The sequence below is a fragment of the Providencia sp. PROV122 genome (genome assembly GCF_028482365.1).
GTDB lineage: Bacteria > Pseudomonadota > Gammaproteobacteria > Enterobacterales > Enterobacteriaceae > Providencia > Providencia stuartii.
In genome coordinates this window covers 35,110-61,750 of the sequence record NZ_JAMPQI010000024.1, presented here as the reverse complement: position 1 = coordinate 61,750, position 26,641 = coordinate 35,110, and the positions used below count along the sequence as shown (strand labels likewise).

General features: G+C 40.5%; 25 protein-coding genes and 1 pseudogene. 10 read left to right on the top strand and 16 right to left on the bottom strand.

The genetic code is table 11. The annotated features are described in order from the left end of the window. From PSE69_RS16380 to znuA, 6 genes are all read right to left on the bottom strand, one after another. On the bottom strand, positions 1-325 hold a 325-nt coding region (locus tag PSE69_RS16380), incomplete at its 3' end, for a fimbrial biogenesis chaperone (protein WP_272675293.1). Between the two features lie 184 nt (positions 326-509). Next, positions 510-1,040, bottom strand: coding sequence for a fimbrial protein (locus PSE69_RS16375; protein WP_014658296.1), 531 nt, complete (start codon positions 1,038-1,040; stop codon positions 510-512). Positions 1,041-1,229: 189 nt separating this feature from the next. Next, positions 1,230-2,093 (bottom strand): LysR family transcriptional regulator, encoded by an 864-nt coding sequence (locus PSE69_RS16370; protein ID WP_040133096.1) that lies wholly within the window; start codon positions 2,091-2,093, stop codon positions 1,230-1,232. A gap of 1,305 nt (positions 2,094-3,398) precedes the next feature. Continuing rightward, the gene (gene lpxM / locus PSE69_RS16365; RefSeq protein WP_004919471.1) at positions 3,399-4,373 is read right to left on the bottom strand and encodes a lauroyl-Kdo(2)-lipid IV(A) myristoyltransferase; all 975 of its coding nucleotides are present in this window, start codon (positions 4,371-4,373) and stop codon (positions 3,399-3,401) included. A 108-nt stretch (positions 4,374-4,481) separates the two neighbouring features. Beyond that, positions 4,482-5,804 (bottom strand): murein DD-endopeptidase MepM, encoded by a 1,323-nt coding sequence (gene mepM / locus PSE69_RS16360; RefSeq protein WP_004919469.1) that lies wholly within the window; start codon positions 5,802-5,804, stop codon positions 4,482-4,484. 27 nt (positions 5,805-5,831) lie between these two features. Further along, on the bottom strand, positions 5,832-6,791 hold the full coding sequence (gene znuA / locus PSE69_RS16355) for a zinc ABC transporter substrate-binding protein ZnuA (RefSeq protein ID WP_004919466.1): 960 nt from the start codon (positions 6,789-6,791) through the stop codon (positions 5,832-5,834). Positions 6,792-6,867: 76 nt separating this feature from the next. Between znuA and znuC the strand changes: the two genes are divergently transcribed. From znuC to PSE69_RS16340, 3 genes are all read left to right on the top strand, one after another. Further along, a complete protein-coding gene (znuC, locus tag PSE69_RS16350) occupies positions 6,868-7,635 on the top strand; it encodes a zinc ABC transporter ATP-binding protein ZnuC (protein WP_004919464.1) in 768 nt (255 codons plus the stop codon). Continuing rightward, positions 7,628-8,413 carry a zinc ABC transporter permease subunit ZnuB gene (gene znuB / locus PSE69_RS16345; protein ID WP_014658292.1) on the top strand — a complete coding sequence of 262 codons (786 nt, stop codon included), beginning with the start codon at positions 7,628-7,630 and terminating at the stop codon, positions 8,411-8,413. The genes znuC and znuB overlap by 8 nt, the downstream gene beginning before the upstream one ends. 167 nt (positions 8,414-8,580) lie before the next feature. Continuing rightward, positions 8,581-9,054 carry a hypothetical protein gene (locus PSE69_RS16340; RefSeq protein WP_004919459.1) on the top strand — a complete coding sequence of 158 codons (474 nt, stop codon included), beginning with the start codon at positions 8,581-8,583 and terminating at the stop codon, positions 9,052-9,054. Positions 9,055-9,126: 72 nt separating this feature from the next. Here the strand turns inward: PSE69_RS16340 and ruvB are convergent, their stop codons facing one another. From ruvB to aspS, 6 genes are all read right to left on the bottom strand, one after another. Beyond that, positions 9,127-10,137, bottom strand: a complete 1,011-nt coding sequence (gene ruvB / locus PSE69_RS16335; RefSeq protein WP_004919456.1) for a Holliday junction branch migration DNA helicase RuvB — start codon at positions 10,135-10,137, stop codon at positions 9,127-9,129. A 16-nt stretch (positions 10,138-10,153) separates the two neighbouring features. Then, positions 10,154-10,771: a Holliday junction branch migration protein RuvA gene (ruvA, locus tag PSE69_RS16330; protein WP_004919453.1), complete on the bottom strand. Its 618-nt coding sequence runs from the start codon at positions 10,769-10,771 to the stop codon at positions 10,154-10,156. A 72-nt stretch (positions 10,772-10,843) separates the two neighbouring features. Beyond that, the gene (ruvC, locus tag PSE69_RS16325) at positions 10,844-11,365 is read right to left on the bottom strand and encodes a crossover junction endodeoxyribonuclease RuvC (RefSeq protein ID WP_004919450.1); all 522 of its coding nucleotides are present in this window, start codon (positions 11,363-11,365) and stop codon (positions 10,844-10,846) included. A 331-nt stretch (positions 11,366-11,696) separates the two neighbouring features. Beyond that, entirely contained in the window at positions 11,697-12,440 is a 744-nt protein-coding gene (locus PSE69_RS16320; protein ID WP_004919448.1) for a YebC/PmpR family DNA-binding transcriptional regulator, read from the bottom strand. Between the two features lie 30 nt (positions 12,441-12,470). Next, positions 12,471-12,902 carry a dihydroneopterin triphosphate diphosphatase gene (gene nudB / locus PSE69_RS16315; RefSeq protein ID WP_169342169.1) on the bottom strand — a complete coding sequence of 144 codons (432 nt, stop codon included), beginning with the start codon at positions 12,900-12,902 and terminating at the stop codon, positions 12,471-12,473. A 10-nt stretch (positions 12,903-12,912) separates the two neighbouring features. Beyond that, positions 12,913-14,685, bottom strand: a complete 1,773-nt coding sequence (aspS, locus tag PSE69_RS16310; RefSeq protein ID WP_040133095.1) for an aspartate--tRNA ligase — start codon at positions 14,683-14,685, stop codon at positions 12,913-12,915. Positions 14,686-15,258: 573 nt separating this feature from the next. Between aspS and PSE69_RS16305 the strand changes: the two genes are divergently transcribed. The 6 genes and pseudogenes from PSE69_RS16305 (at position 15,259) to PSE69_RS16280 (ending at position 19,566) form a co-directional block, all read left to right on the top strand. After that, positions 15,259-15,579, top strand: coding sequence for a DUF4377 domain-containing protein (locus tag PSE69_RS16305; protein WP_036940116.1), 321 nt, complete (start codon positions 15,259-15,261; stop codon positions 15,577-15,579). 152 nt (positions 15,580-15,731) lie between these two features. Then, positions 15,732-16,136: an NUDIX hydrolase gene (locus tag PSE69_RS16300; RefSeq protein ID WP_061064064.1), complete on the top strand. Its 405-nt coding sequence runs from the start codon at positions 15,732-15,734 to the stop codon at positions 16,134-16,136. A gap of 155 nt (positions 16,137-16,291) precedes the next feature. Beyond that, complete coding sequence (locus PSE69_RS16295; RefSeq protein ID WP_004919441.1) at positions 16,292-16,690, top strand: MAPEG family protein; 399 nt, start codon at positions 16,292-16,294, stop codon at positions 16,688-16,690. 132 nt (positions 16,691-16,822) lie between these two features. Further along, positions 16,823-17,578: a carboxy-S-adenosyl-L-methionine synthase CmoA gene (gene cmoA / locus PSE69_RS16290; RefSeq protein WP_004919440.1), complete on the top strand. Its 756-nt coding sequence runs from the start codon at positions 16,823-16,825 to the stop codon at positions 17,576-17,578. Continuing rightward, positions 17,575-18,550: pseudogene (gene cmoB / locus PSE69_RS16285) on the top strand (tRNA 5-methoxyuridine(34)/uridine 5-oxyacetic acid(34) synthase CmoB). Before cmoA ends, cmoB begins: the two are co-directional and overlap by 4 nt. Positions 18,551-18,759: 209 nt before the next feature. Continuing rightward, positions 18,760-19,566, top strand: a complete 807-nt coding sequence (locus tag PSE69_RS16280; RefSeq protein WP_121874864.1) for a hypothetical protein — start codon at positions 18,760-18,762, stop codon at positions 19,564-19,566. 376 nt (positions 19,567-19,942) lie between these two features. Here the strand turns inward: PSE69_RS16280 and cutC are convergent, their stop codons facing one another. After that, the gene (gene cutC, locus PSE69_RS16275) at positions 19,943-20,704 is read right to left on the bottom strand and encodes a copper homeostasis protein CutC (RefSeq protein ID WP_004919437.1); all 762 of its coding nucleotides are present in this window, start codon (positions 20,702-20,704) and stop codon (positions 19,943-19,945) included. Positions 20,705-20,882: 178 nt separating this feature from the next. Then, positions 20,883-21,437, bottom strand: coding sequence for a VOC family protein (locus tag PSE69_RS16270; RefSeq protein ID WP_004919436.1), 555 nt, complete (start codon positions 21,435-21,437; stop codon positions 20,883-20,885). A gap of 244 nt (positions 21,438-21,681) precedes the next feature. Between PSE69_RS16270 and argS the strand changes: the two genes are divergently transcribed. Then, positions 21,682-23,412 carry an arginine--tRNA ligase gene (gene argS / locus PSE69_RS16265; RefSeq protein WP_014658286.1) on the top strand — a complete coding sequence of 577 codons (1,731 nt, stop codon included), beginning with the start codon at positions 21,682-21,684 and terminating at the stop codon, positions 23,410-23,412. Between the two features lie 811 nt (positions 23,413-24,223). Here argS and murJ read toward each other — a convergent pair. Further along, positions 24,224-25,759 carry a murein biosynthesis integral membrane protein MurJ gene (murJ, locus tag PSE69_RS16260; protein ID WP_036940107.1) on the bottom strand — a complete coding sequence of 512 codons (1,536 nt, stop codon included), beginning with the start codon at positions 25,757-25,759 and terminating at the stop codon, positions 24,224-24,226. Positions 25,760-25,919: 160 nt separating this feature from the next. Next, entirely contained in the window at positions 25,920-26,507 is a 588-nt protein-coding gene (gene rimJ / locus PSE69_RS16255) for a ribosomal protein S5-alanine N-acetyltransferase (RefSeq protein WP_004919428.1), read from the bottom strand. Between the last annotated feature and the right edge of the window lie 134 nt (positions 26,508-26,641).

Here is a 26,641-nt window from a genome sequence, read left to right as displayed (position 1 = left end):
TTACATTAAGCAAATATAATTTTTCTTGGTTTGAACCAATAGGTTCACCTACATAAGAAATACGTGCAGCAGCATTACTATCTGGCTCGATGCGAAATAATGGTGGCGTTGCAATAAATGGTGTTTTTCCTTCACCTTCAAATGGACTTACCCAAGTTTGAATAAGGAATGGCTTTTCTTTATCACTATTAAAAATAGGGATATCAATTTCACGTTTATTTTCTTGATAGATAAAACGAGTTCCTCCCACACTGACACCCGCCGCAGAAGCAAAATGAGAAATAGAAAATAAAAGAAAAACTGCTGAAAAAATTATTTTTTTCATAATTCGGCCATTTTATTTATTAAAAATGAGAGGGTAACAGCGTTACCCTCTATACACACTATATTCAAATTGCCTCATGATTGACGTGCACCATCCCCTCCAAGAGGCATTAAATAACGATGCTTCTTAGAATATGTAGGTCTGTCTTTTAGATGCAACTCAAATTATTTAGGGTATATATTTATTATTGATATTGAATGCTATAAACAGCCGTACCATCTGCCTTACCAGCAGTTGCAGCACCTGTTGCTTTATAGCGAGCTACGTAATTCAATTCTACTGAATCACCTGCTGCATTTTTAAATTCAACTAATTTTGAATCTTCAAATAGTTTAATTTGTGTTGTCGCATCCTTTTCAAATAAAGCAATACCTACTTTGGTTGCGTGACCCCCAGCTTGTGCTATTTGTAAAATATCGCGGTCATCGTTATCACGAGAGCCACCAAATCTTACTGCCACTTTAGCATTTTCAGGGCAATCGATGAGTTTAATAGTAAAATCTTTTAAACCAGCAATTTGCCCTGCTGCTGCTAAACTTTTCACTGACACTTTACCAAGGTCAACCGTTAAGTTTTGAGAGCTACTATCTACTGCACAAGCTGAATCAGTTATTTCACCAGTAAAGTCAATTGTTCCTGAAGCAAAAACAGCTGGAGCGGTTGTTACAGCTAAAGCCACCCCTAAAGCAGTTAGGGATTTTTTTAGAATACTCATATCGATTCCTATAATTAGATATTCTGATGTTAATTGCCACAGCACTAATAAATATTTACTCAGTGCATGAGTGCAAGCGAAATATAGCATCACAATTTAATTTAGTTAATATCTTGTTACATTGAATTTTTTGTTATTATATCGAAACACTTAATGTTTATTTTTGATTACTCATTTAATGATTAACGTTTATTTAATCTCAGTTAACTCTAAATGGTTTATAAATTCACCTAAAACATCTTGCACCAATGAATTTTTATTCACATACATATAAAAATCATAGTAAATATTTTTATTGGCAATTTTTAGCTGTTTTAGTGAATGATTATTCAACTGGTTTTTTATTAGATTTTTAGGCAACCATGTATAGCCCGTTCCATTTTCGACAAGTTTAATAACTGTTTCTAGTGATGCAGCGCTGATAGTTTGTGCACTTTTAACGGTATCTTCCAATGAAGGATCAAGAACAACTTTTGTATATTTAGATAGATAATCCAATAAGTTAGATTCTTCAATACTCTGTAATATATGGTCAGGTGAAGTCACAATAACAGATTCAACCGTTTCTAAAAAAATAGGATTTAAAGTCTCAACATGCTGATCTGTAATCAAAATATCATAATCTTTTAAAGCAAACACATCTGATTTAGATATGTTTTGTTTGATTATATCAATGTCATAATCTTTATGCCTTTTAATAAAATTAGCCACTTTATCTAAAAGATTATCTGTGTGATAAAGCGTGTCTATCACGAGTTTAATCTTTATATTGCATTTACTATTCAGTAATTTAGCTTTTGTTTCCAATAATATCGCTTTATTCGTTAACTCCCGAGATAACGCTAATAACATTTCACCTTTCGGTGTTAAAACAGCGCGTCTTTTTTCTAATGAAAAGATTTCAATTTCTAGTGTTTGTTCAAGTTTGCTGATTGTATAACTAATAGCGGATTGAGTCCGATGTAATACTTCAGCGGCTTGTGCAAATCCCCCGCAATCTACAACAGCTTGCAAGGTAATCCATTGGTCCAATGTCGTTCTCGTTTTTTCCATAGCGTCTCCAAATAGAGTTTTGGACTCAATTTTTATTATTTAATAAAAATATAGCAACATATTTCATCACCGTTAATAGGTATATGCACTTACAGATCATTTTGTCATCATTAGTTAAATATTATTTAAGTCTGTATGTTTTTTAGTACAAATTTCATCTTAGTTAAAAAGAATCTCTTTTTTGGGCTTTATTAATTTAAACTTACTCTTATTTCTTCCATCATTTAATCATCAGTAAAAATAAAATATACAATAAATTTATTGCCATTTATTTTATATTTAAAACATAAAAACTATTCGTTAATATAGCGTTTTGTCTTAGCGTTAAATCATTAAAAAAATCCCAGCGTAATTTAAATTAATTAATTATTTTATTAATAAATATTTGGTATGATGTTTAACTTTAAATTAAATTATGATTTAACATTTAATGTTCTCGTCAAATGCTTGCAAATTTATGGCTCGTTAAACACCTATTGAGAGTAAAGAAAATCAGGATATTAATCTAATAATTTTTTGTTATTGATTAGCAAATGTGGGGTTCTAGGGGGGAATGGCAGACAATATGACCTTTTTAATTAATACTTATTTCATCAAAATTTTATCAAACTAGTGCTCTATTAGATTAATCTTATTACTGTTCCAATAAGTTAACGGTTAACTATAGTGAGCTTATGAAAAAGAGAAAAAACTTATATCTCCATTATCATTCATCAATACACACGACTCTTTAGTTACAAAGAAAAATAACGCAAATGTATGAGCATCTCAATACAACCTTCCACCTCTGATTGCCTATTTTTACTCTGACAAATACGCGCTATCAACTAAACTCACATTATCTGCATTACAACAATTTATATCATCTCATAAAAATAACCTTTTACGTGTATTTCATTTACCATATAATTGATATTAACTATTGATAAGGATTTTTGACCTTTCCGCTCGATAAAAGGCTTCGTTTTATGCAGTTAAGCAGTTATAACCTTACAAAAAATAAGTTATAAATAAACCCCAAAAATATATAATTCACTTATTTATCATGGTGTTATAAAACATTTGATATAAGGCAAATCGATAAAATAGCGATCATAAATAAAGTATAAAAGAGAAAAATAAATATCTTTTTTTCTATTCACTTCTCAATTAACTAAATTATTATCATAATTAGCCAATCAATAAAAGATTGGTGATTCTTAGGTAAGGCATTCCCCAAATATAAAAAAAGCACCTCTAACATAACAATTCAGTCGAGGTGCTATTCATAGAAAATATAATTATTTAAGTGAATTGAACGTAAAACTATCGATATAGATCATCACGTTGATAGGGTTCAATTTCATCCCCCTTCCGTGTTTTCAATAACTTAAGTATCCAAGTATATTGTTCAGGATTTGGACCGACGAGATATTCCAGCTCTTCATTCATCCTTCTTGCAATATATTCATCATCCTGCCCATCAATATCATCCATAGGCTCACGGATATAAATATGCAGTTGATGAGTACGATGATCATACACCGGAAACAGAGGCACAATTTTCGCTTTACATACCTTCATTAGGCGGCCCACAGCAGGCAATGTTGCTTTATAAGTCGCAAAAAAATCGACAAATTCACTATGCTCTTCGCCGTGGTCTTGGTCGGGAAGATAAAACCCCCAATATCCCTGCCGTACAGAAGCAATGAAAGGTTTAATTCCTGCTTCTCGAGAGTGTAAGCGACCACCAAAGTGGTAACGTGCTTTATTCCATAAATAATCTGCTACTGGGTTTTTTTGGTGGTGAAACATTGCCGCCATTTTATAGCCTTTTGCAGCAAGTAACATGGCTGGAGCATCTACAGCCCACCCATGTGGCACCATAAAAATAACATTACTGCCTTGTTGCTTTAAGTTATCAATAATCTCTTGGTTATGCCAATGTGTTCTTGCTAACGTTTTATCAGCGCCACGAATACATAACTCTGCAAGCATCACAAACGATTGAGGTGCAGTTTCAAACATTCTATCCACTAATTGATCCCTTTCCTGCTCGGTAAGCTCAGGGAAGCAATATAATAGATTTATCTTTGCGCGGCGCCTTGCGCTTTTTGCCAATTTTCCTACCCATTTCCCCACTTTTGCCAGCATGGGGTCACGAATTTTAACAGGAATATAGGCTAAAGCGGCAAAAACGCCAGCCCCAGCCCAAACTCCCCAGTATTTAGGATGTAAATAGGATTTATGAAAGGTTGGCACATAGCCTAATTTACTGTCGGTATCTTTATCTTTATTCATAATGTACCTAAAAGAACTGTTCGCGCTCTTTTATAGCTTAAAATGATAATAAGTGAAAGCGTTACAAAGAAAGCTGGCAGATACACTGTACCTGCCAGTAATGAAGAGTTAATTGAGTTTTAACTGTGGTTTAGTTTCTTTAACCATGGCTAAGTACTCTTTACGTTCTTTACCAGTTAAACCACCTGAACTCGGTAATTTCGCTGTCAATGGGTTAACCGCTTGTTGGTTGACCCACATTTCAAAATGCAGATGTGGTCCTGTTGAGCGCCCTGTATTACCAGAAAGTGCAATACGATCACCCCGTTTAACTTTTTGCCCTGGCTTCACCAGTAATTGGCGTAAATGCATGTAGCGCGTGGTGTACTGACGCCCATGACGAATCGCGATAAAGTTCCCCGCGGCTCCGCTATATTTCGACACAATCACTTCACCATCACCTACTGCAAGCACTGGGGTACCCACTGGCATTGCAAAATCCACCCCTTTATGCGGTGCTACACGCCCTGTTACTGGGTTAACTCGACGTGGGTTAAACTGTGATGATACTCGGAACTGCTTGGCTGTTGGGAAACGCAGGAAACCTCTTTCTAAACCATTACCTTCGCTATCGTAATATTTACCATCTTCAGCACGGAAAGCATAATAGTCCTTCCCACCACTACGTAGACGAACACCGATCAACTGGCTTTGTTCACTACGTCCATTAAGCATTTCACGGCTCATTAACACGGTGAACTTATCGCCTTTTTTCAGTTTACGGAAATCAATTTGCCATTGAAGTGCTTTTATCACTTCACGACCTTCACTGCGTGTTAAACCTGCTTGGCTGGCACTTTGCGCAAAACTGCCGTTTACCACCCCCGCAAGGACGCTATTTGTCCATTCACCTGAACGGATCTCTTTCTTTTCTTCAAATTTATTTGTGCTACCAACACGGGTGTACACACGGGTCTCACGACGAGAAACTTCCCATGTTAAAGTGTCGAGCTCCCCCTGATCGGTCAGGCTCCAGTTTAGCGTTTGACCAATTTTTAGATTACGCAACGCTTTATGTTGATTAGCTAACGTCGCCACATCACCTGATTCAATACCGAATTGAGTCAGTATGCTAGTGAGGTTGTCGCCGCTTGCAACAACATATTCATGGGGGATTGGCGCACCATCCGTTTCACCGTCAGTGCTATCAGCGACGCCTTCATCAGGAAGTTGGTCGCTACTATCTTGAATAATATCATCAGTTGCATCAGTCAAAGGTACAAATGCAAGAGGAATAACGGTATCGACTGAACCTTCAGTATCTGTGTTAGTTGATGGTAAATGCGCTGGCCGCCAAATCGCGACGGCCAATGTTGCTACTGTTAATGTTCCTAACATTATTTTGTGAGACTTGGACAGGCTACCGTAAACCTGCGCAAGCCCTTTAGCCATTTGCTGCACTAAACAATTCCTTCTTGTTTAATTCAGGCAGCTCGCGTATTGCTTAGACAGTTGCGTTAAAAACTGCATATAGCTATCTGGTCCTATTTCCAGCCCGCTACCTAGCGGGTCGAGAGTTCCCATTTTGACTCCCGTATTTTTTGCTACGCTCTCTATGACGGCTGGCCTGAATTGGGGTTCAGCAAAAACACATTGTGCTTTATGCTCAACCAATTGAGTTCGTATTTTATGTAATTTCTGTGCACCAGGCTGAATTTCCGGGTTTATCGTAAAATGCCCCAAAGGAGCCAACCGATAGTGTTTTTCAAAGTAGCCGTAGGCATCGTGAAAAACAAAATAGCCCTTGTTTTTGGCTGGTTCTAAAATATTAACAATTTTCTTATCGTTTTGCGTCATTTTTTCATTGAATTTACGAAGGTTTACGTCCAGCTTATCTTTTTGGTCAGGATAAAGCACTACTAAACGATCGTGAATGTCTAACGCAGCCTGTTTTGCAATCTCGGGCGACAGCCAAATATGCATATTATACTCACCGTGGTGGTGATGTTCGTGATCCTCATCATGATTAGCTTCATCACCCTGTTCATGGTCATGCGCCTCTTCCTCATCCCCTTTCATCAGCAAGGGAATAATATTTGCTTGTTCTGCCAGCGCCAGACGTTTATCCTGTGGTAACGTCTTGAGTGGCTTATCTAAAAACATCTCCATATCGGGGCCTACCCAAACAAAAAGATCTGCCTGTTTAATTTTCCTCAAATCAGAAGGTTTAAGCGCATAATCATGGGGTGATGCACCATCTGGCAGCAAGACCTGAGTATCAGTCACACCATCAGCGATACCCGCGGCAATAAAGGCAAGTGGGCGAATAGAGGTCACAACATCCGCCTTTGCCGCAGTGACCAACGTTGTGCTAAGGACAGATGCCGCAACGGCGCCTAAAATAAATTGTCGGGCATTGAATTGAGATTTATGTATCATAGACGTCTTTTTCCGTGATTTTAATTTTGAAATGTTATAATATAACACAACATGAATTCTGCAAGATGTTTTTCACATGCAACCATTACTGAATTTAAATAAAATTTCCGTTTCTTTTGGCGAGAAACAGGTGCTCAAAGACGTCAGCTTTACCTTAAATAAAGGCGATATTGTCACTTTGTTAGGCCCTAATGGCGCGGGCAAATCGACAATTGTTCGGGTCGTGCTAGGACTGTTAGCGCCGACTACAGGTATCATTGAGCGAGCCGCTTCACTGTCTATTGGCTATGTTCCACAAAAATTACATTTAGACGCCACCTTACCATTAACCGTAAAGCGTTTTTTAATGCTAAAACCTGCTGTTCGTTCAGACCAACTGTTACCTGCTCTTGAACGTGTTAAAGCCGCCCATTTATTGACACAGCCAATGCAGAAACTGTCTGGTGGCGAAACACAGCGTGTGTTATTAGCACGTGCTTTATTGAATAAGCCCGACCTTTTGGTTCTGGATGAACCCGCTCAAGGGGTTGATGTGAATGGGCAAGTCGCACTTTATGACTTAATTAACCAATTACGCACAGAGCTTGGTTGTGCCGTACTTATGGTGTCTCACGACCTGCATTTAGTCATGGCGAAAACGGATAAAGTATTATGTATTAATGGGCATATTTGCTGTTCAGGGACACCCGATGTTGTATCGAACCACCCTGAGTTTGTTGCGATGTTTGGCTATCGTGGCGCATCACAACTCGGCGTTTATCGCCACCATCATAACCATCAACATGATTTAGAAGGTAACGTTGTGGCTCCTCATATTCATAATAAGGAGTGCCGTCATGATTGAGTTACTGTTACCCGGTTGGATTGCGGGGATGTTATTGGCGATTGCTGCCGGCCCGTTAGGCTCCTTTGTGGTATGGCGCCGCATGTCTTATTTTGGAGATACCCTTGCACACGCTTCTTTATTAGGTGTGGCATTTGGCCTATTGCTGAATATCAACCCATTCTATGCCGTAATTGCTGTCACTTTGCTGCTGTCTTTGATTTTAGTGTGGTTAGAACGACGCCCTCAGCTGGCTGTTGACACCTTATTAGGCATTATGGCTCACAGCGCCTTATCCCTCGGCCTCGTCGTTGTCAGCTTAATGGCCAATGTGCGTGTTGACCTAATGGCATACTTATTCGGGGATCTCCTTTCGGTTAATTACGAGGATATTATCACTATCTTTATTGGTGTGATTGTAGTCTGCGGCTTACTTTGCTGGCGCTGGCGGGCGCTGCTTTCCATGACGGTTAACCAAGAGCTCGCTTTTGTTGATGGTGTCAATATTCAACGCCTACGTCTGCTACTGATGTTAGTCACTGCATTGACCATTGGGATCGCAATGAAATTTGTCGGTGCGCTAATTATTACATCTTTATTAATTATCCCTGCCGCCACAGCACGCCGTTTCGCTAAAACACCAGAGCAAATGGCACTGATCGCGATTTTAATTGGTATGTTATCGGTGACAGGAGGCCTCACATTCTCCGCGTTTTACGATACGCCAGCCGGCCCTTCAGTGGTCTTAACCGCTGCAATCTTGTTTGCCTTTAGCTTATTAGTCAAAACGAAAAATTAATACCGACTGAGGCTTTTTTCTTACCGCTCAATAGGTGATACCCCATTGAGCGGTTTTATTTTATATCAACTTCACACTTTTGCTATTTTCAGTCTTAACCATCTCGTTAATTAAAATAAAAAATAAATACTTAATACTCTAATAATATTAAGTATCAAGGTATCGAAATGAATAAAACATTACTTGGGATGGTTATAATTGGGGTATCTGCAACACCAGTGATGGCCGCAGAATTTACCTGCCAACTGGAGAATAAAAAGTATGTTAGCGTGATAGTCGACCCGGGGAAAACACCACAATATCGATACGGAACTTTGGCTAAGCCAGAGATAACCTTACCGCTTAATGAAAAAGGAGCGAGAAATATTTTTGTTGGGCAAGGACATTTTATTGCTGGTGAATCTCTATATATTCGTTTTCAAAATGGCCCATACAGCTATTTGTTGTATCAAGGCGAGGGCCGCGGCTGGGCATTTAAGGGATTAGCTGTTTATAAAAATAACAAGTTAATCAATAAGAAAGAGTGCCAAAATTGGAATTCATTTGATTTATACGACATTTTAAATTATCAGATTCGTACAGATCCAGCATTAGAATTATATGATTCCCCTTACTCATTTGATCCTAATTCAAATGAGTAAATGATCGTGTAGCATCATATTCCCCCTTTATTTTTCCTATCCGTAAAGGGGGAAATTTCTGACATTAAGCACTTAAACTTCTTTCGGAGTTAAACCAAAGTGTAGATAAGCGTGAGCTGTTGCCATCCGACCACGAGGAGTGCGCTGGATAAAACCTTGTTGGATCAAAAATGGCTCTAAAACATCTTCGATGGTTTCCCGCTCTTCACCAATAGCCGCTGCAAGGTTATCAACCCCCACAGGTCCACCCATAAATTTATCAATAATGGCGACTAACAGTTTCCGGTCAAGGTAATCAAAACCCGCGGCATCGACGTTCAACATATCGAGTGCTTGGCTAGCAATTAGCTCATTGATGCTGCCATCACCTTTGACTTGTGCGAAATCACGTACACGGCGTAATAAACGGTTAGTAATACGCGGTGTACCTCGCGAGCGCATGGCGACTTGTCTAGCCCCTTCTTCACTAATTTCTACACCCATAAACTGAGCGCTACGTTTCACAATGTATTGCAAATCATCGACATTATAGAATTCAAGGCGCTGCACAATACCAAAACGATCACGTAATGGTGAAGTTAAAGAGCCAGCCCGTGTTGTTGCCCCAATTAAAGTAAAAGGCGGTAAATCAATTTTGATCGAGCGCGCTGCTGGCCCTTCCCCTATCATAATATCAAGTTGATAATCTTCCATTGCGGGATACAAGATCTCCTCAACAACGGGAGATAAGCGGTGGATTTCATCAATAAATAACACATCATGCGGCTCTAAGTTGGTGAGCATCGCCGCTAAATCCCCTGCTTTCTCGAGTACTGGGCCGGAGGTCGTCCGTAAATTTACCCCCATTTCATTCGCGACTATCCCTGCAAGCGTGGTTTTACCTAAACCTGGGGGGCCAAAAATTAATAGATGATCAAGAGCATCACCTCGTAACTTAGCCGCCTGAATAAAGATTTCCATCTGCTCTTTAACTTGTGGCTGCCCGATATACTCATTGAGTAATTTAGGGCGGATCGCGCGATCAATCGCTTCTTCCTCATCATGGATCACTTCAGCAGAAATTAGGCGATCAGCTTCAATCATCGTTATTTTCTCTCAATCAAAGTGCTGCACGTAATGCATCACGGATCAATGACTCACAATCACTGTCTGGCTTAGCCACTTTGCTGACCATACGACTGGCTTCTTGTGGTTTATAACCTAAAGCGACCAGTGCGGTTGCCGCCTCCGCTTCAATATCAGCGCGGCTTGATACTTTGACATTGACATCCGGCAGCTTAATATCACTGTGTTGGTTAAACAGATCACCATTGAGGCCTTTAAAGCGGTCTTTCATTTCAACGACCAAGCGTTCAGCCGTTTTTTTACCAATTCCCGGTAATTTAACCAATGATGAAATCGCTTCTTGTTCGATAGCAGAAACAAACTGTTGAGCCGACATCCCTGATAATATCGCTAAAGCCAGTTTAGGCCCAACACCATTCACTTTAATCAGCTCTTTGAATAGTGCACGCTCTTGTTTGTCATTAAAACCATACAATAATTGCGCATCTTCACGCACCACAAAATGGGTAAATACAATGGCTTCTTGACCGATTTCGGGTAATTCATAAAAGCAGGTCATTGGCATATGGACTTCATAGCCAACACCTTGCAATTCTAACAAAACAATGGGGGGTTGTTTTTCTAATACAATACCGCGTAAACGACCTATCACCTTGAAGCCCTCAGTTTATTTTATTGATAGCGCTGTTTATACCATAAAAAAGGCTGGACGTATATCCAGTCACTATCTTAATCGCCCACGCGTTAACACTAAGCGAGGATCGCCAACACGAAGCAAATTCTGATTAAAATGACAATGCGTTATGGCAATCGCTAAGGCATCCGCTGCATCTGATTGAGGATTAGCAGAAAGTTTAAGTATCGATTTAACCATATGCTGTACTTGGCTTTTTTCCGCGGCCCCTGTACCGACAACGGTTTGCTTCACTTGCCGCGCAGCATATTCAAACACAGGAATATTTTGATTAACACCTGCTACAATCGCTACACCACGAGCTTGGCCCAATTTCAAGGCTGAGTCGGCGTTTTTTGCCATAAACACTTGTTCAATTGCTAATACATCGGGTTGGTATTGAGTGATAATTTCCGAGACTCCCGCATAAATACGTTGCAGGCGGCTTGGTAAATCATCAACCTGAGTACGAATACAACCACTTCCTAAATAAAAAAGTTGCCTGCCTTGTTGGCGGATAACACCATAGCCCGTTACACGTGAACCGGGGTCTATACCTAAAATAATCGCCATATCAAAGCCTATTAATATCCATTATTACTTTTAATATCATCTTATCTGTATCTTTCCGCGGCGACAATACTCATGCCGTCCCTTAATAATCGTATTGATAAACGACTATGACTAGCGAGTCTCTCTAAGCTGAGATAAAAAAGCACAGAAATAGCCTATTTCCCAATATCATTAGGCCCAAAAAAACAGACAGGAAAGACAAAATGCACAAAAGCGCTAGATGGCAAACCAGTAAGCCACGCAGAGTAGATAAAGGAGCAGCTATTATTAGAGATGCGTTAGAGAAAACAGGCTGAATTCAGCCCGCTTTCTCTACGCGAGTGATAGCTGATTACAGTTGTGCTGCTACTTCGTCAGAGATATCACCGTTATGATAAACTTCCTGCACGTCGTCAGAATCTTCCAACATATCGATTAGGCGCAGTAATTTAGGTGCTGTTTCAACATCCAGCTCTGCTTTAGTTGATGGGATCATCGAAACTTCGGCCGCTTCGCTAGTAAAGCCAGCTGCATCCAGAGCATCTTTCACTTCACCAAAAGTTTCTGGTGTGGTGTAAACGTCGATAGCGCCATCGTCATAAGTTTCAACATCTTCAGCGCCCGCTTCTAATGCAGCTTCCATCAAGGCATCTTCATCAACGCCCGGTGCATAAGTGATAACGCCACGCTTAGTAAATAAGTAGGAAACTGAACCATCTGTTCCGAGGTTACCGCCTGTTTTGGTGAAAGCATGACGCACTTCAGAAACGGTACGATTACGGTTATCACTCAAACATTCAACCATCACCGCTGTGCCGCCTGGGCCATAGCCTTCATAAATGATAGTTTCCATATTATCGTTTTCATCATTCCCAACACCACGCGCAATTGCGCGGTTTAAAGTATCACGGGTCATGTTGTTCGATAATGCTTTATCCACAGCAGCACGCAAACGCGGGTTAGTAGCAGGATCACCGCCCCCTAAACGCGCCGCTGTCACCAGCTCACGGATAATTTTAGTAAAAATCTTACCGCGCTTAGCATCTTGTGCCGCTTTACGGTGTTTGGTGTTGGCCCATTTACTATGACCTGCCATGAAATATCTCCAAAAACGTCAATAAAATAATTAAATAGCAAATTCTAAAATAGCTTGACGGTTACTCCAAGATTTCGTTAATTCCGCCGCTTTCTGCGGTGGAACCCAACAAAACTCAGTATGCTCCGTCAAAAGTGGTACTTGTTCAACACGCAGTACCATTTTAAACCAGTGCTCTTTGCAATGTGTTACACCGGGAGCATAACGATGCCTGAAATGCGCAAAAATTTCAAAAGTGACTTCACGCGCCAAGTCATACAGTTGCCCCTCTTGGGGGAGGAAGCCCGTTTCTTCACGGACTTCCCGCATTGCGGTTTCAAACGCACCTTCATGATCTTCTAAGCTACCCGTTACGGATTGCCAAAAATCAGGATCATCTTTGCGCCGTAGCATAAGCACATTACCGCTGCTTTCAGCGGTAATGATCACTAACACCGACTCTGGGCGTTTAAAACTATTCATGTCGAATAAATTAGTCTTCAGCGTTTTTTGCATCAACTGAAATAGCTAATTCTGTTAGTGCATCTGGATTCGCTTGGCTTGGTGCACTAGTTAGTAAACACGCCGCAGCCGTTGTTTTAGGGAATGCAATAACATCACGAATATTATCAGTTCCAGTTAATAGCATGACTAAACGGTCGAGACCAAACGCCAAACCGGCATGTGGCGGTGTACCGTATTTTAATGCATCTAGCAAGAAGCCAAATTTCTCACGTTGTTCGTGTTCATTAATACCTAGAATATTAAACACGGTTTGTTGCATTTCGCTACGATGGATACGCACAGAGCCACCACCGACTTCATAGCCATTGATGACCATATCATAGGCATTAGCAACAGCTTCTTCTGGGTTTTTGGCCAGATCTTCCGGTGAATAGTCACGTGGTGAAGTGAATGGGTGGTGCATTGCACTTAGGCCACCTTCGCCATCCTCTTCAAACATTGGGAAATCAATCACCCAAAGTGGCTTCCAGCTATTTAAGTCTGTCAGTTCAAAATCACGACCTACTTTCAGTCGCAATGCCCCCATTGAATCGGTCACAACATTTTTTGCTCCCGCACCAAACAGCAGAATGTCACCGTCGGCGGCCTCTGTTTTTTCAAGAAGTTGGTTAATAACGTCTTCATTTAAGAACTTAGCGACAGGGCTTTGAATACCTTCTAAACCTTTTGCACGTTCGTTTACTTTCATCCATGCTAGCCCTTTGGCACCATAGATGCTAACAAATTGACCATACTCATCAATCTGTTTACGAGTCATGACAGCACCGTTAGGCACTTTCAATGCCACAACACGGCCTTTTGGATCGTTCGCTGGCCCTGAAAAAACGGCAAACTCGACATTTTTAACGATATCAGCTACATCCACTAATTCCATTGGGTTACGTAGGTCAGGTTTATCTGAACCGTAGCGACGCATTGCCTCTGCGAAGGTCATTATTGGGAAGTCACCGAGATCAACACCTTTAACGTCCAACCATAATTGGCGGATCATGCGTTCCATGATTTCACGTACTTGTTCTGCCGTCATAAATGACGTTTCGACGTCGATCTGGGTAAATTCAGGCTGACGGTCTGCACGCAAGTCTTCATCACGGAAACATTTAACGATTTGATAATAGCGGTCAAAGCCAGACATCATCAGCAATTGTTTAAACAATTGTGGTGACTGTGGCAACGCATAAAATTTACCTTTATGCACACGGCTTGGCACTAAGTAGTCACGAGCACCTTCTGGCGTTGCCTTGGTCAGCATTGGCGTTTCGACATCGATAAAGCCTTCTTTGTCCATAAAGTTACGGACGAAGCTGGTAATTTTTGCGCGAGTGCGTAAGCGCTCTGACATTTCAGGGCGACGTAGGTCAAGATAGCGGTATTTTAAGCGGCGCTCTTCCGTATTAGATTGGTTGCTATCTAACGGCAGTGGCTCTGATTTATTAAAAACGTTGAGATCTTCAGCAAAGATTTCAATTTCCCCCGTCGCCATATCTTTATTTTTTTGGTTATCTGGGCGAGCGCGGACAGTTCCTGTAATTTGTATACAGAATTCATTACGCAATTCCGAAGCTTTTTCAAAGAGGTCTTTGCGCTCAGGGTCGAAAAATACTTGCACGACACCTTCTCGGTCACGCATATCGATAAAAATCAAACCACCCAAATCACGACGGCGGTTTACCCATCCACAAAGAGTGACCTTTTGGCCTTCATGAGCAATGTTTAACTGCCCACAATAGTTAGTACGCATACAATATCCTTTTTTACTCAGCTTGTTGTGCATTTTACTTGCTGCGGAAATTTGGCATTTTGCTGAACATTCAGAATGTCAAAAAGGCAGACATTATACAGGAAATTCTGTTGCACAAACAGTTACGTATTAGCGGACACAGCTAATATTTTTGTTTTTAATCATCTTTTAATCGATTAAAAGTTAATCGAAACACGTAACGATGACTGTACATGGCTATAAACAGAATTTATGACTGTTGGTGATTTTAAGTGACTCCGCGAGTTATGTACATATTGCAAGGCGGGTTTATTTAATTGCGTTATTCTGTTTCATGACCGCAACATAGACAATGGTGTTTGCGTTATCCATTATCCTTACGCGCTCGAAACAAAATGATGCTTAATTTTCAAACAAAATAGATAATAGGGTTATTCTAGCTCATCACTGCACGACGATGAATGTGATAACAAACAAAAACCTATTTAACTGCATACGAGCAAAATAATTGTTCAATTTGAATTGATTTAAGAATAATTACCTGCTGTTATTTATTATAATCATACTTATTTGAACTGCATATAAGGCCATCCGATGAAAAAAAGTCTCTTCGTTTCTTCTCTATTTCTACTGCTTGTAGGCTGCCAAACCGTGAAACCTGCTGATAACACAAAAACTTTTTATATTGATTCAACATTGGCTGATTGCGTTGGTGTTGCCCCCATGAAATGTATGAAAGTCAAACAAGACCCAAATGCCGAGTGGGAATTTTTTTATGGCAATATCCAAGGGTTTGAATATGAACCAGGCTACCAATACACTTTGAAAGTCAAACAATTTGACGTTGCTAATCCGCCTGCTGATGCCCCAAATGTCAGATATGAGTTAGTTGAAATTATTAATAAAGCCAAATAATTCATATAAAATTTTATATTACCCATTAGTGGACCATGATTCTGTCTACTAATGGGGAACCATACAAAACCCATTGTTTTCATTATATTTGAGTAATATTATTAACATCACATCATAGTGGCCCCAACACTTAAAACAAAGAGTTAAAGGCAATGGACAATAAAATTATCGATAAGTTAGGCTTGATTACACTTGTTGACCGCAAAGTAGCAATGGTTCGTTCTCATAATAAGACACTCTTCTATATTCCGGGCGGAAAGCGCGAACCTAACGAAAGTGATGAACAAGCCTTATGTCGAGAAATTGAAGAAGAGTTAACCTTAACCTTACATAAAGATTCTCTTCAATTTTATGATGAATTTATTGGCGCTGCTGACGGTAAGCAAGATGGAACTCAGGTACGTATTCGTTGCTATTTTGCGAATTATAATGGTACCCCTCGCCCTGCCGCAGAAATTGCGGAGCTTGCTTGGTTTGATAGCCATGACCTAGCAAAATGTTCAGCCACTGCCGCGATCATTATGGCGAAATTACAACAAGATGGCCTAATTAATTAAGTTAATCACCAACAGATTACGTTGTTGTGGAGCCTTAATTTAAGGGTAAACTAATTAGACATTATACTATTAGTAAATTTTACTAATATCTATTAATATAGTGAATAGTTTTAATCAATCAGTGAATCAATTTGGTTAAGCAATGGAGTGAATAAATGGTCAGCTCTCTGTATGCTGTACTGGGCGCTTTGTTACTACTTAAACTATCGTTGAATGTTGTGAAGCTCAGAAATCAATATCGAGTATCTTATGGTGATGGGGGTTTCTATGAGCTACAAACAGCGATTCGCGCTCATGGTAACGCTATAGAGTACATCCCCATTGCTTTGATATTATTGCTTTTTATGGAGATGAACGGCGCGCAGGTTTGGATGATCCACTTATGTGGCTTAGTTTTAATCGCAGGGCGTATACTCCACTCTTATGGCCTGAAAAATCATGATATCTCTTATCGTCGCTCAGGCATGGCGGCAACCTATATTGCCATGACATTGATGGTTATCGCCAATATCTATTACCTACCTTGGATCCAAATTTTTTCCTTCAATCTTTAATTTTTATTATCAACGCGGCACTTTATTTAAGTGTCGTAAAACTTTTATTGCTGTTTTGACTGATTGATTTTCAGGTTACGCGCCTTTTCTGCTACAATCCGCAACTACTTTTGTTTTACATACACAGATCTTATGTCAAGTCAGGAATCCAACAATAAAGACAGCCTCTTTAGCGCTCCGATTGCCAACTTAGGTGATTGGCAATTCGATGAAAAAGTTGCCGAAGTCTTTCCCGATATGATCCAGCGCTCGGTGCCGGGTTATTCAAACATTATCACGATGATTGGGATGCTAGCTGGGCGCTTTGTCACCGAAAACAGCCGTGTCTATGATCTTGGTTGCTCATTGGGAGCAGCAACGCTGTCAATTCGCCGCAATATTACCGCGCAACATTGCCAAATCATTGCTGTCGATAATTCACCTGCAATGGTTGAACGTTGCCGTCGTCATATTGACGCTTACAAAGCCGCAACGCCCGTCGAGGTTATCGAAGGTGATATTCGCGATATCCCTATTGAAAATGCATCGATGGTGGTACTCAATTTTACGTTGCAGTTCCTTAATCCTAATGACCGCCAACAGCTATTAACTAAAATTTATCAAGGCCTCAAACCCGGCGGTATCCTTGTGCTGTCAGAAAAATTCAATTTTGAAGACAAAGAGATTGGTGAATTGTTATTCAATATGCATCATGATTTTAAACGTGCAAATGGTTATAGCGAATTAGAAATCAGCCAGAAACGCAGCATGTTAGAAAATGTTATGCTGACCGACTCTGTTGAAACGCATAAGTTACGGTTAAAACAAGCCGGCTTTACGCATTGTGAAGTATGGTTCCAATGCTTTAACTTTGGCTCCTTATTAGCACTTAAAGAGGCACAGTTATGATTGATTTCGGGCGCTTTTATCAGCAAATTGCAACAGGCCCTTTAAGTCATTGGCTTGAAACATTACCCGCTCAACTTAGCGAGTGGAAAAACTCGCAATTACACGGTGGATTCAAATCATGGGAAAAAATGTTAGAAAATTTACCCATCATGACCCCCACCCAACTCGATTTAAAAAATAGCGTAACTGCGATACGTGACCCTGAATTATCCGCAGGGGAAACTCGCCGTCTTAATAGTATTCTTGAGCAATTAAAACCCTGGCGTAAAGGCCCTTTCTCTCTATACGGCATCAATATCGATACGGAATGGCGCTCTGATTGGAAATGGGATCGGGTTTTACCTCACATCTCCCCTTTAAAGGATAAAATGATCCTTGATGTGGGTTGTGGTAGTGGTTACCACATGTGGCGCATGTTAGGCGAAGGCGCCTCATTTGTCGTCGGGATTGATCCTACACAGCTGTTTCTTTGCCAATTTGAAGCGGTTAGGAAATTACTGGGCGATGACCAACGCGCTCATTTATTACCATTAGGCATCGAACAGCTCCCCGCACTTAATGCCTTTGATAGCGTATTTTCAATGGGAGTGCTCGCTCTATCATCGTCGTTCTCCTCTTGACCACTTATGGCAGCTAAAAAATCAATTAGTCAGTGAAGGTGAGCTAATTTTAGAAAGCTTGGTTATTGAAGGGGATGAATTCCAGTGCTTAGTACCCGGTGACCGTTATGCACAAATGCGTAACGTTTACTTTATTCCATCGGCTAAAATGCTTAAAGTTTGGTTAGAAAAATGTGGTTTTGTCGATGTGCGGATCGTTGACCAAGCCATCACCACAGTTGAAGAGCAGCGCCGTACTGAGTGGATGAAAACGGATTCATTAGCAGAATTTCTAGACCCTAATGACTCAACAAAAACCATCGAAGGTTACCCTGCTCCATTACGCGCTATCCTCGTTGCACGTAAACCCTAAAATCATCGAATAAGGGTGACTTGTTTCACTCTTATTCTTTTCTCAATTTATTCTCCGTATTTTTAAATCTGTAGTTGCCCAAATAGTAATAATACATTTATCAAACCCTGCAAACATTTTATCTCTCAATATTTATTGATATAATATATTTATACAAAAATTAAATAGCGGTTAGCCTTTATTAATGACAGACTCATTTGGATACGATCATGAAACTGCCCCATTTTTTTATTTTTCCTCTCTCTTTTCTCTTATTCGCTTGCTCCCCCCCAGAAAATAAAATTCATACTGCAATAAAAAAAGAGATTGCCACACATTATCCTGATCCTGACTCAATACAATATAAAGATATTGTTGTTCATAGGAATGCCGATGAAGCCATCGTTTGTGGTGAGTTTAATGCAAAGAATAATCAAAATGAATTTATGGGGTTTAGGCCATTTATTAGTGAAGTCTATATCGGTGACGATATCGTAATTAACTCTGTTCGTGTTGGCAATCGCATCCGTAAAGACAGCTTTCCTGCCTTAGTTTGTGAGCACGGCGGTTATGAGGGTGGTATTAAAGCGCAGAACCTTCAAAATAAAGCGTTTATAGATAATATGAATAGGTTAGCTCAAATCGAAAACTATATTAACGATTCATCAGTCGGTAATCGAGTGAGAGCTCATCTCATTAATAGAGCAAAAGAGATTTACGACAATGAATTAAGCCCTGAAACACTCAAGGTCGTTGACTCAACAGAAGGACGTTTGGTTACTGTTGTTGCCTATAAAAAAGGTGATGATGTCTATTTTGCTTCCATACTGAATCAAAAGATCTATGAGTTAGAGCCTATAAAAAATTCCGTCGTAAAATATATCCATGGGGCTGAAAAAGATAAGAACCTCGTTGTATTAGGAAATTATACGACTGAGGATAACGGTGGAAAACCCTCAAAGCTGCTACCATTGGCAATTGAGATCCTAGAAAATGGTGTTTCTTATGCAAACGCTGTTTTTCCAGCCAAATCCTAGTTCAAGGTAATTTTATTGGGCACGTTATTATCTTATTTTCTATAACGGCCCAATCAATTTACGTGTATTTATGGATAAAGAAGATTATCTTATACGCGGTTTCTTATGCCTTATTACCTCGAGAAAAACAGCATATAACTGTTCTCTTTAAAGCGCGAAACTATTCCCCTTTTTAATATCTTATCGATATTGCCTTATCATTTAATTCTTATTTAGCATGATCTCTAAAATGACTTTGAATACTGTTTTATGGGTAAAAGGCTATATTGAACGATTTATTACTTACTATCTCTTTTCTGTATTGATTACATGACCTAAAATAAAAAGAGAGATAAAACTCTCCCTTTTTATTAATTATTATTGAATAGTTTCGTTTTTATGCCGAAATCTTTTCAGTGATCGAAATAAAATCTTTCATCGCTTCAACGGTTGGCCCATCAACGCAGTAATGAGTAAATTCATCATTTTCACTGTTTGATGCCATCGTCACCCCTGCTTTACGATAACTCATACTTGACGGAACTGATTTCCCCGCCGAACTGTGTAATTCTACCAGCCCTATTTCCATAAACTTACTTAAATTAGCCAGCCGAACCCCTGCACCAGCCATAATCACTGGGCCGTTAATTTCAATACTTTTTTCGTTTAACTCTTTAAGTAACGGTAACCCCAACTCTGCATTCTGCTGCTGCCCCGATGTAAGAATACGAGCAACCCCTAAACTTTTTAGTTGTTCAAAGGCTAATAAGGGATTCACGCACATATCAAATGCGCGGTGAAACGTGATATTCATTCCCGTTGCTATTTCCATCAATACCGCCATGCGGTCGATATCGATACGCCCTTCGGTATCGAGGATTCCGATAACTGCCCCTGGGAAGCCCATCTCTTTCACCATCCGCAGATCTTCACAGATTACTTCAAATTCATTCGTGTTATAGCAAAAATCGCCTCCGCGCGGACGAATAATAGGATGAACGGGGATATGAAGTTTTTCGCTTGCTAATTTTAGATAGCCATAACTTGGTGTCAGGCCGCCATCTGCTGCACCGGAGCATAATTCAATACGATCAGCGCCGTATTCTTGTGCAACTTGTGCACATTCGATACCGAAACAGCAAATTTCCAATTTTGCCATGACCACCTCCAAAACGTAGGATTAAAGCGTTGCTTTAACATCTAATTAATAACTTAAAGGAACTTGTTAATCGTTAACATTCGATTAATGATGCCACTAATTTTTGAACGTTACCGGATTAACATCACACCATTAACAGTTTTTTACGAATTGTTCGTAATAACGTTAATTGCATCACTTATTTTTCGCTTTCAATAATCTGTTTCAGCGCGTAAGGGTGATATTTCAAAGTAATTATCCCATTTGTCACTGCTAATGTCGGATTAGGCAATCTTTCTAACTGCCCTTTCGGTTGACTCATTTTCAAGCTGTAGCCTTCTGGAAGCGGATGTGGCAGTAATGCCAATGCACTCTGCTCTAGCTGTTCTGGGGCGACATTAATGACCATCTCAACGTGCTCCCATGTCTCTTGTGGGTACATTTTTCCTTTTGGAAAAGGCAATTCGACCACATAAACCTGTTGAGATGCGATTATTAATGGTTTGTTCAATTCGAATAAACAGATCGGACGCCCGTTAATTTCATTTTCAGACAGTAACTGACCGCATTGGTGGAGGCCTTTCCGCCAGCGCTCTGCTGTTTCATTATGATGACAACGGACAGAAACATGGTCTATCAGGTGATCGTTTAAGGATAAAGCTAATACTTTAGCCATTTGCGTTAATTTTTGCTCAAACTCAGGCAACGTGTTCCATAGATCTTGCAGTTCAGGCACATTGGCAAATTCAGTCATTCAACACACTCTTTTCTAAACACCGTTTATCTCTTCGCATTCGCGATATACTCTCAATTTTTCGTCTGTTGTGTTATCAACGCTATTGAAATATGACAGCTATACCGTGAATAAAACTGCCAGACTGTAGCACGACTCCCTTAAAATATGGTATAAAACCTGCCGAATTTTCTCTTCTTTCTTTTAGTTCTACGCATGTGATGGCACAATGCGATAACTATGGTTCGTTATTTAAGGTAATCCGGTGAATATTCAGGCTATTCTTTCAGATAAAATCAGTGCTGCAATGCAGGCAGCGGGAGCTCCAGAAGGCAGTGATGCCCTTGTGCGTCAATCAGCGAAAGCGCAGTTTGGTGACTATCAAGCCAACGGTGTAATGGGCGCTGCTAAAAAAATGGGCATTAATCCCCGACAACTGGCCGAGCAGATTGTCAGCCATTTAGATCTTGAAGGTATTGCAAGCAAGGTAGAAATCGCAGGGCCGGGTTTTATCAATATTTTCCTTGAGCCAAGCTGGCTCACCACACAAGTGGAACAAGCATTAACCTGTGATCGCCTTGGCCTATCCCCTGTTAAATCAGAAACTATCGTCATCGACTATTCCGCGCCAAACGTGGCTAAGCAGATGCACGTAGGCCATTTGCGTTCGACAATTATCGGTGATGCTGCCGCACGTACTTTAGAGTTTTTAGGGCATAAAGTGATCCGTGCTAACCATGTTGGTGACTGGGGTACGCAATTTGGTATGCTGATCGCTTACCTCGAAAAAATGCAAAATGAAAATGCAAGTGACATGGCATTAGCAGATCTCGAGGAGTTTTACCGCGAAGCAAAACAACACTATGACAGCGATGAAGTATTCGCTGAGCGCGCAAGAGGTTACGTGGTTAAATTGCAATCAGGTGATGAGTACTGCCGTAAAATGTGGCGTAAACTGGTTGATATCACCATGCAGCAAAACCAAGAAACCTATCGTCGCTTGAACGTGACGTTAACTGAAGATGACGTCATGGGCGAAAGTTTATATAACGATATGCTGCCTGGGATTGTCGCTGACTTGAAAGCCAAAGGGCTCGCAGTAGAAAGCGAAGGTGCTACTGTCGTTTATCTTGACGAATTTAAAACTAAAGAAGGCGAGCCTATGGGCGTTATTGTCCAGAAAAAAGATGGCGGCTTCTTATATACGACAACAGATATCGCTTGTGCAAAATATCGTCATGAAGTACTGCATGCTGACCGTGCACTTTACTATATTGATTCACGTCAGCACCAACACTTGATGCAGGCATGGACAATCGTACGTAAAGCCGGTTATATCCCAGAATCAATGTCTCTCGAACATCACATGTTTGGCATGATGCTCGGTAAAGATGGCAAGCCTTTTAAAACTCGCTCAGGCGGTACTGTTCGCCTCTCTGACTTATTAGATGAAGCGATTGAACGTGCGCAAGTACTCATCCGCAGCAAAAACCCCGATATGCCAGAAGATGAGTTAAACAACGTTGCAAATGTTGTCGGTATTGGTTCAGTGAAATATGCAGACTTATCAAAAAGCCGTACAACGGATTATATTTTTGATTGGGATAACATGTTAGCTTTCGAAGGTAATACCGCACCGTATATGCAATATGCTTATACGCGTGTCGCCTCAATCTTCAAAAAAGCAAACGTGACACAAGCGGATCTCACACTGCCTATCGTGTTACAAGACCCACGTGAAATTGCACTTGCTACGCGTTTGATGCAATTTGAAGAAACCATCTTGATGGTCGCACGTGATGGTACGCCACATGTTATGTGCGCTTACCTTTATGATTTAGCCGGCCTGTTCTCAAGCTTCTATGAACACTGTCCTATTTTAAGCGCCGAAGATGAAGCTCAGCGCCAAAGCCGCTTAAAATTAGCGTTATTGACCCAGAAGACATTAAAAGCTGGGTTGGATACTTTAGGGATCGATACCGTCGAACGTATGTAAGCTGATATCTAAGTGTCATATTGATAATAAACCCTATGCTGTGCATAGGGTTTATTGTTTCTGTCGACTCAATTTCAGGAAATTTTTTTCGTGCTCTTTAGACCGCTTTATTTCAATATGAGCGTTAGAGCTGAGAGACGAAATAGCATGCCCCTCCAATACCGTAATAAAAAGCGGCCTCATTATATGAATCAGCGATATTATTTATTAGACGAAAGCCCCTCTCTTTAAAATTTTCACGAAGCTTCTTACCAGCTGTTATGACGTTTTTTACAGCAAATGTTAGTAATTATTTTTCTCTGGTTAAATGTATCATTATAGTCAGGCAAAGATGCCGATACTGTTTTGACACATTTAACCTTAAATTCATCTCTTGAAAATGAAATTATCATATAGAAGTATTAAACCAATCAATACCAGCGCTATCCCCGATATATAGTTAAGTGCAATGGTCATTTTTTTATTACGTTGAGACATAAATCCCCCTGTTAATCCTGCTGTTATATCGATCGGCAAAGCCGTGGCAAGGTGGCATGTATCGCTACCCCATGGGGAAAGGCCAAGACTCGACGTACATGATCTTCCAATGAATGGATTATTACAGGACTATTTGACTAATAATCCAGCTCAAATGGCCCTGTCATTACTGACAAAATTTTAACAACCTGTTAAATACTGCGGGTGGCATAAGGTGCTACTTAAGCGCTTTGTGTATGCCTAATACTATTGCCAAGCAAATGGGTAGTGAGAAAATTGCTACAATAAGAATTTCTGAACGCCCCAATGGGGCGTTTCAGTTATTTATTGTGGCTTAAATACTCTGCTTTTTAAAATCTCTTGGGCGGAAACCTAAAGCGAATAGCGCGGCGAAATAGCTCCCAGCCCCAATAATCACCACAAAAATTAAGCGCAATAAACGCATGGCCATATTGCCTTCTTGCCATTCTGGCATAAAGTGCAATACACCAAACAGAACCGCTGACATCACGATAAGGGCAATGACGAGTTTAAAAATAAAACCTCGCCAACCGGCAAGTGGTTTGAAAATTTCTTGCTTGCGTAATTGCCAATAAAGGACACCCGCGTTAAAACACGCTGCTAAACCAATCGACAGTGCTAATCCGGCATGCTTCATTGGCCCAATAAATGCTAAGTTCATTAACTGAGTTAGAATTAATGTGACAATAGCGATTTTAACTGGTGTTTTAATGTCCTGACGTGAATAGAACCCTGGAGCCAAAATTTTCACTAGGATCATCCCTGTCAGCCCTACACAATAGGCCATTAATGCGTATTGCGTCATCAATGAGTCATGAGCTGTAAACTTATCATACTGGAACAGCGATACGGTAAGCGCTTCCGAAAGGATCGCTAAACCAATCGCGCAAGGCAAGGCGAGCAATAAACAGAGGCGTAAGCCCCAATCCATTAAATGACGATATTCTTGATGGTTACCACTAGTAAAACTTTTCGATAGTGAAGGTAACAAAATGGTTCCTAATGCAACACCCAGCACCCCTGATGGCAACTCCATCAACCTATCCGCATAATACATCCAAGACACTGAGCCAGATTGCAGAAATGATGCGAAAATAGTATTGATAATCAACGAAATTTGGCTAACAGATACCCCAATAATGGCAGGCCCCATCATTTTCATTACTCGCCAAACACCACTATCGCGAAAAGAGATCCGTGGCAGAACTAACATGCCGATCTTTTTCAAATGCGGGAGTTGATACACCAGTTGCAAAATTCCCCCCACAATCACGGCCCAAGCTAATGACATTACGGGGGGATCAAAGTAAGGCGCCGCAAATGCTGCAAAGAAAATCATACTCACATTCAACAACGTTGGCGCAAACGCAGGAACCGAAAAACGATTCCATGTATTTAAAATTGCACCAGCTAACGACGCGAGTGAGATTAAAAAGATATAAGGAAAGGTGACCCGCAGTAGGTCTGTGGTTAATGCAAACTTATCGGCATCGGTAGCAAAGCCCGGTGCCGTCACATAGATAATCCAAGGGGCGGCAATCATACCGATCACGGTGACAATCGCTAGTGCAAGGGTAAGCATCCCCGAAATATACGCCACAAAAGTACGAGTTGCTTCATCGCCTTGTTGGTTTTTATATTCCGCCAGTATTGGCACGAATGCTTGTGAGAACGCCCCTTCTGCAAAAATACGGCGTAATAAATTAGGTAATTTGAAGGCGACAAAAAAGGCGTCCGCGGCTGCCCCTGCACCAAATACCCGAGCGATAATTGCGTCACGGATAAATCCAAGTACCCGAGACATCATGGTCATAGAGCTTATCGCTGCTAATGATTTTAATAAATTCATGATAGGTAGACTAAAAGAAAACAATTATGCCAGTTTATCAGCGTGGAGCATGACTGACTATGATTGGATGATAAAATCAGAGGTTACTTGCCCGAGTCCGAGAGCAGCAAGCTGATAATTTTGATACGCTGCACTCGAATTATTAGGCGTATACCGTTAATTAGGGTTTCACCGGTTTCCAATTTGCATCGGTTAACGCCGTAAGTACATGGTCACGCCACTGGCCGTCAATCTGCAAATATTGTTTGGCATACCCTTCTCGCTCAAAACCGAGACGAGCCAAAAGGTTACCGCTACGCAAATTGTGTGGCATGTAATTAGCCATAATGCGGTGCATCCCTTGATGTTTTTGCATATAACGGATAGCTTGTGAAAGGGCTTCATACATCAACCCTTGCCCCTGCCACTTTTCACCTAATGAGTAGCCTAGATAGCACGCATGAAAAGCACCACGCAATACATTACTGAAATTCGCCACACCCATCACTTCATTTTCTTGACTGTCTAAGAGTAAAAAATGATAGGCGTTTCCCTGACGATGCAGCTCGGTCATTAAATGTAAGCGACTATTCCAGCTTGATGGATTGAAATGTGAACTGTCTCGGGTTGGCTCCCAAGGTTTCAAAAATTCTCTGTTTTCGCTGTAGTAATCTGCTAATCGATAGCCGTCACGCTCATATGCTAACCGTACAACCATCCTTTCTGTCACAAGACGCACTTTTGGTTCATTTGTCCGATAACCAAACATCGTTAACCCTTTTAAAAATTAAATCGCCAGAGATGGCATAAGGATAAAAACACATTATCAATAACCATTAGGTATAACGATAAAAAAATATCATCTTCCCCTTTCTATTCTACTGATATTATTGATGAGAAACA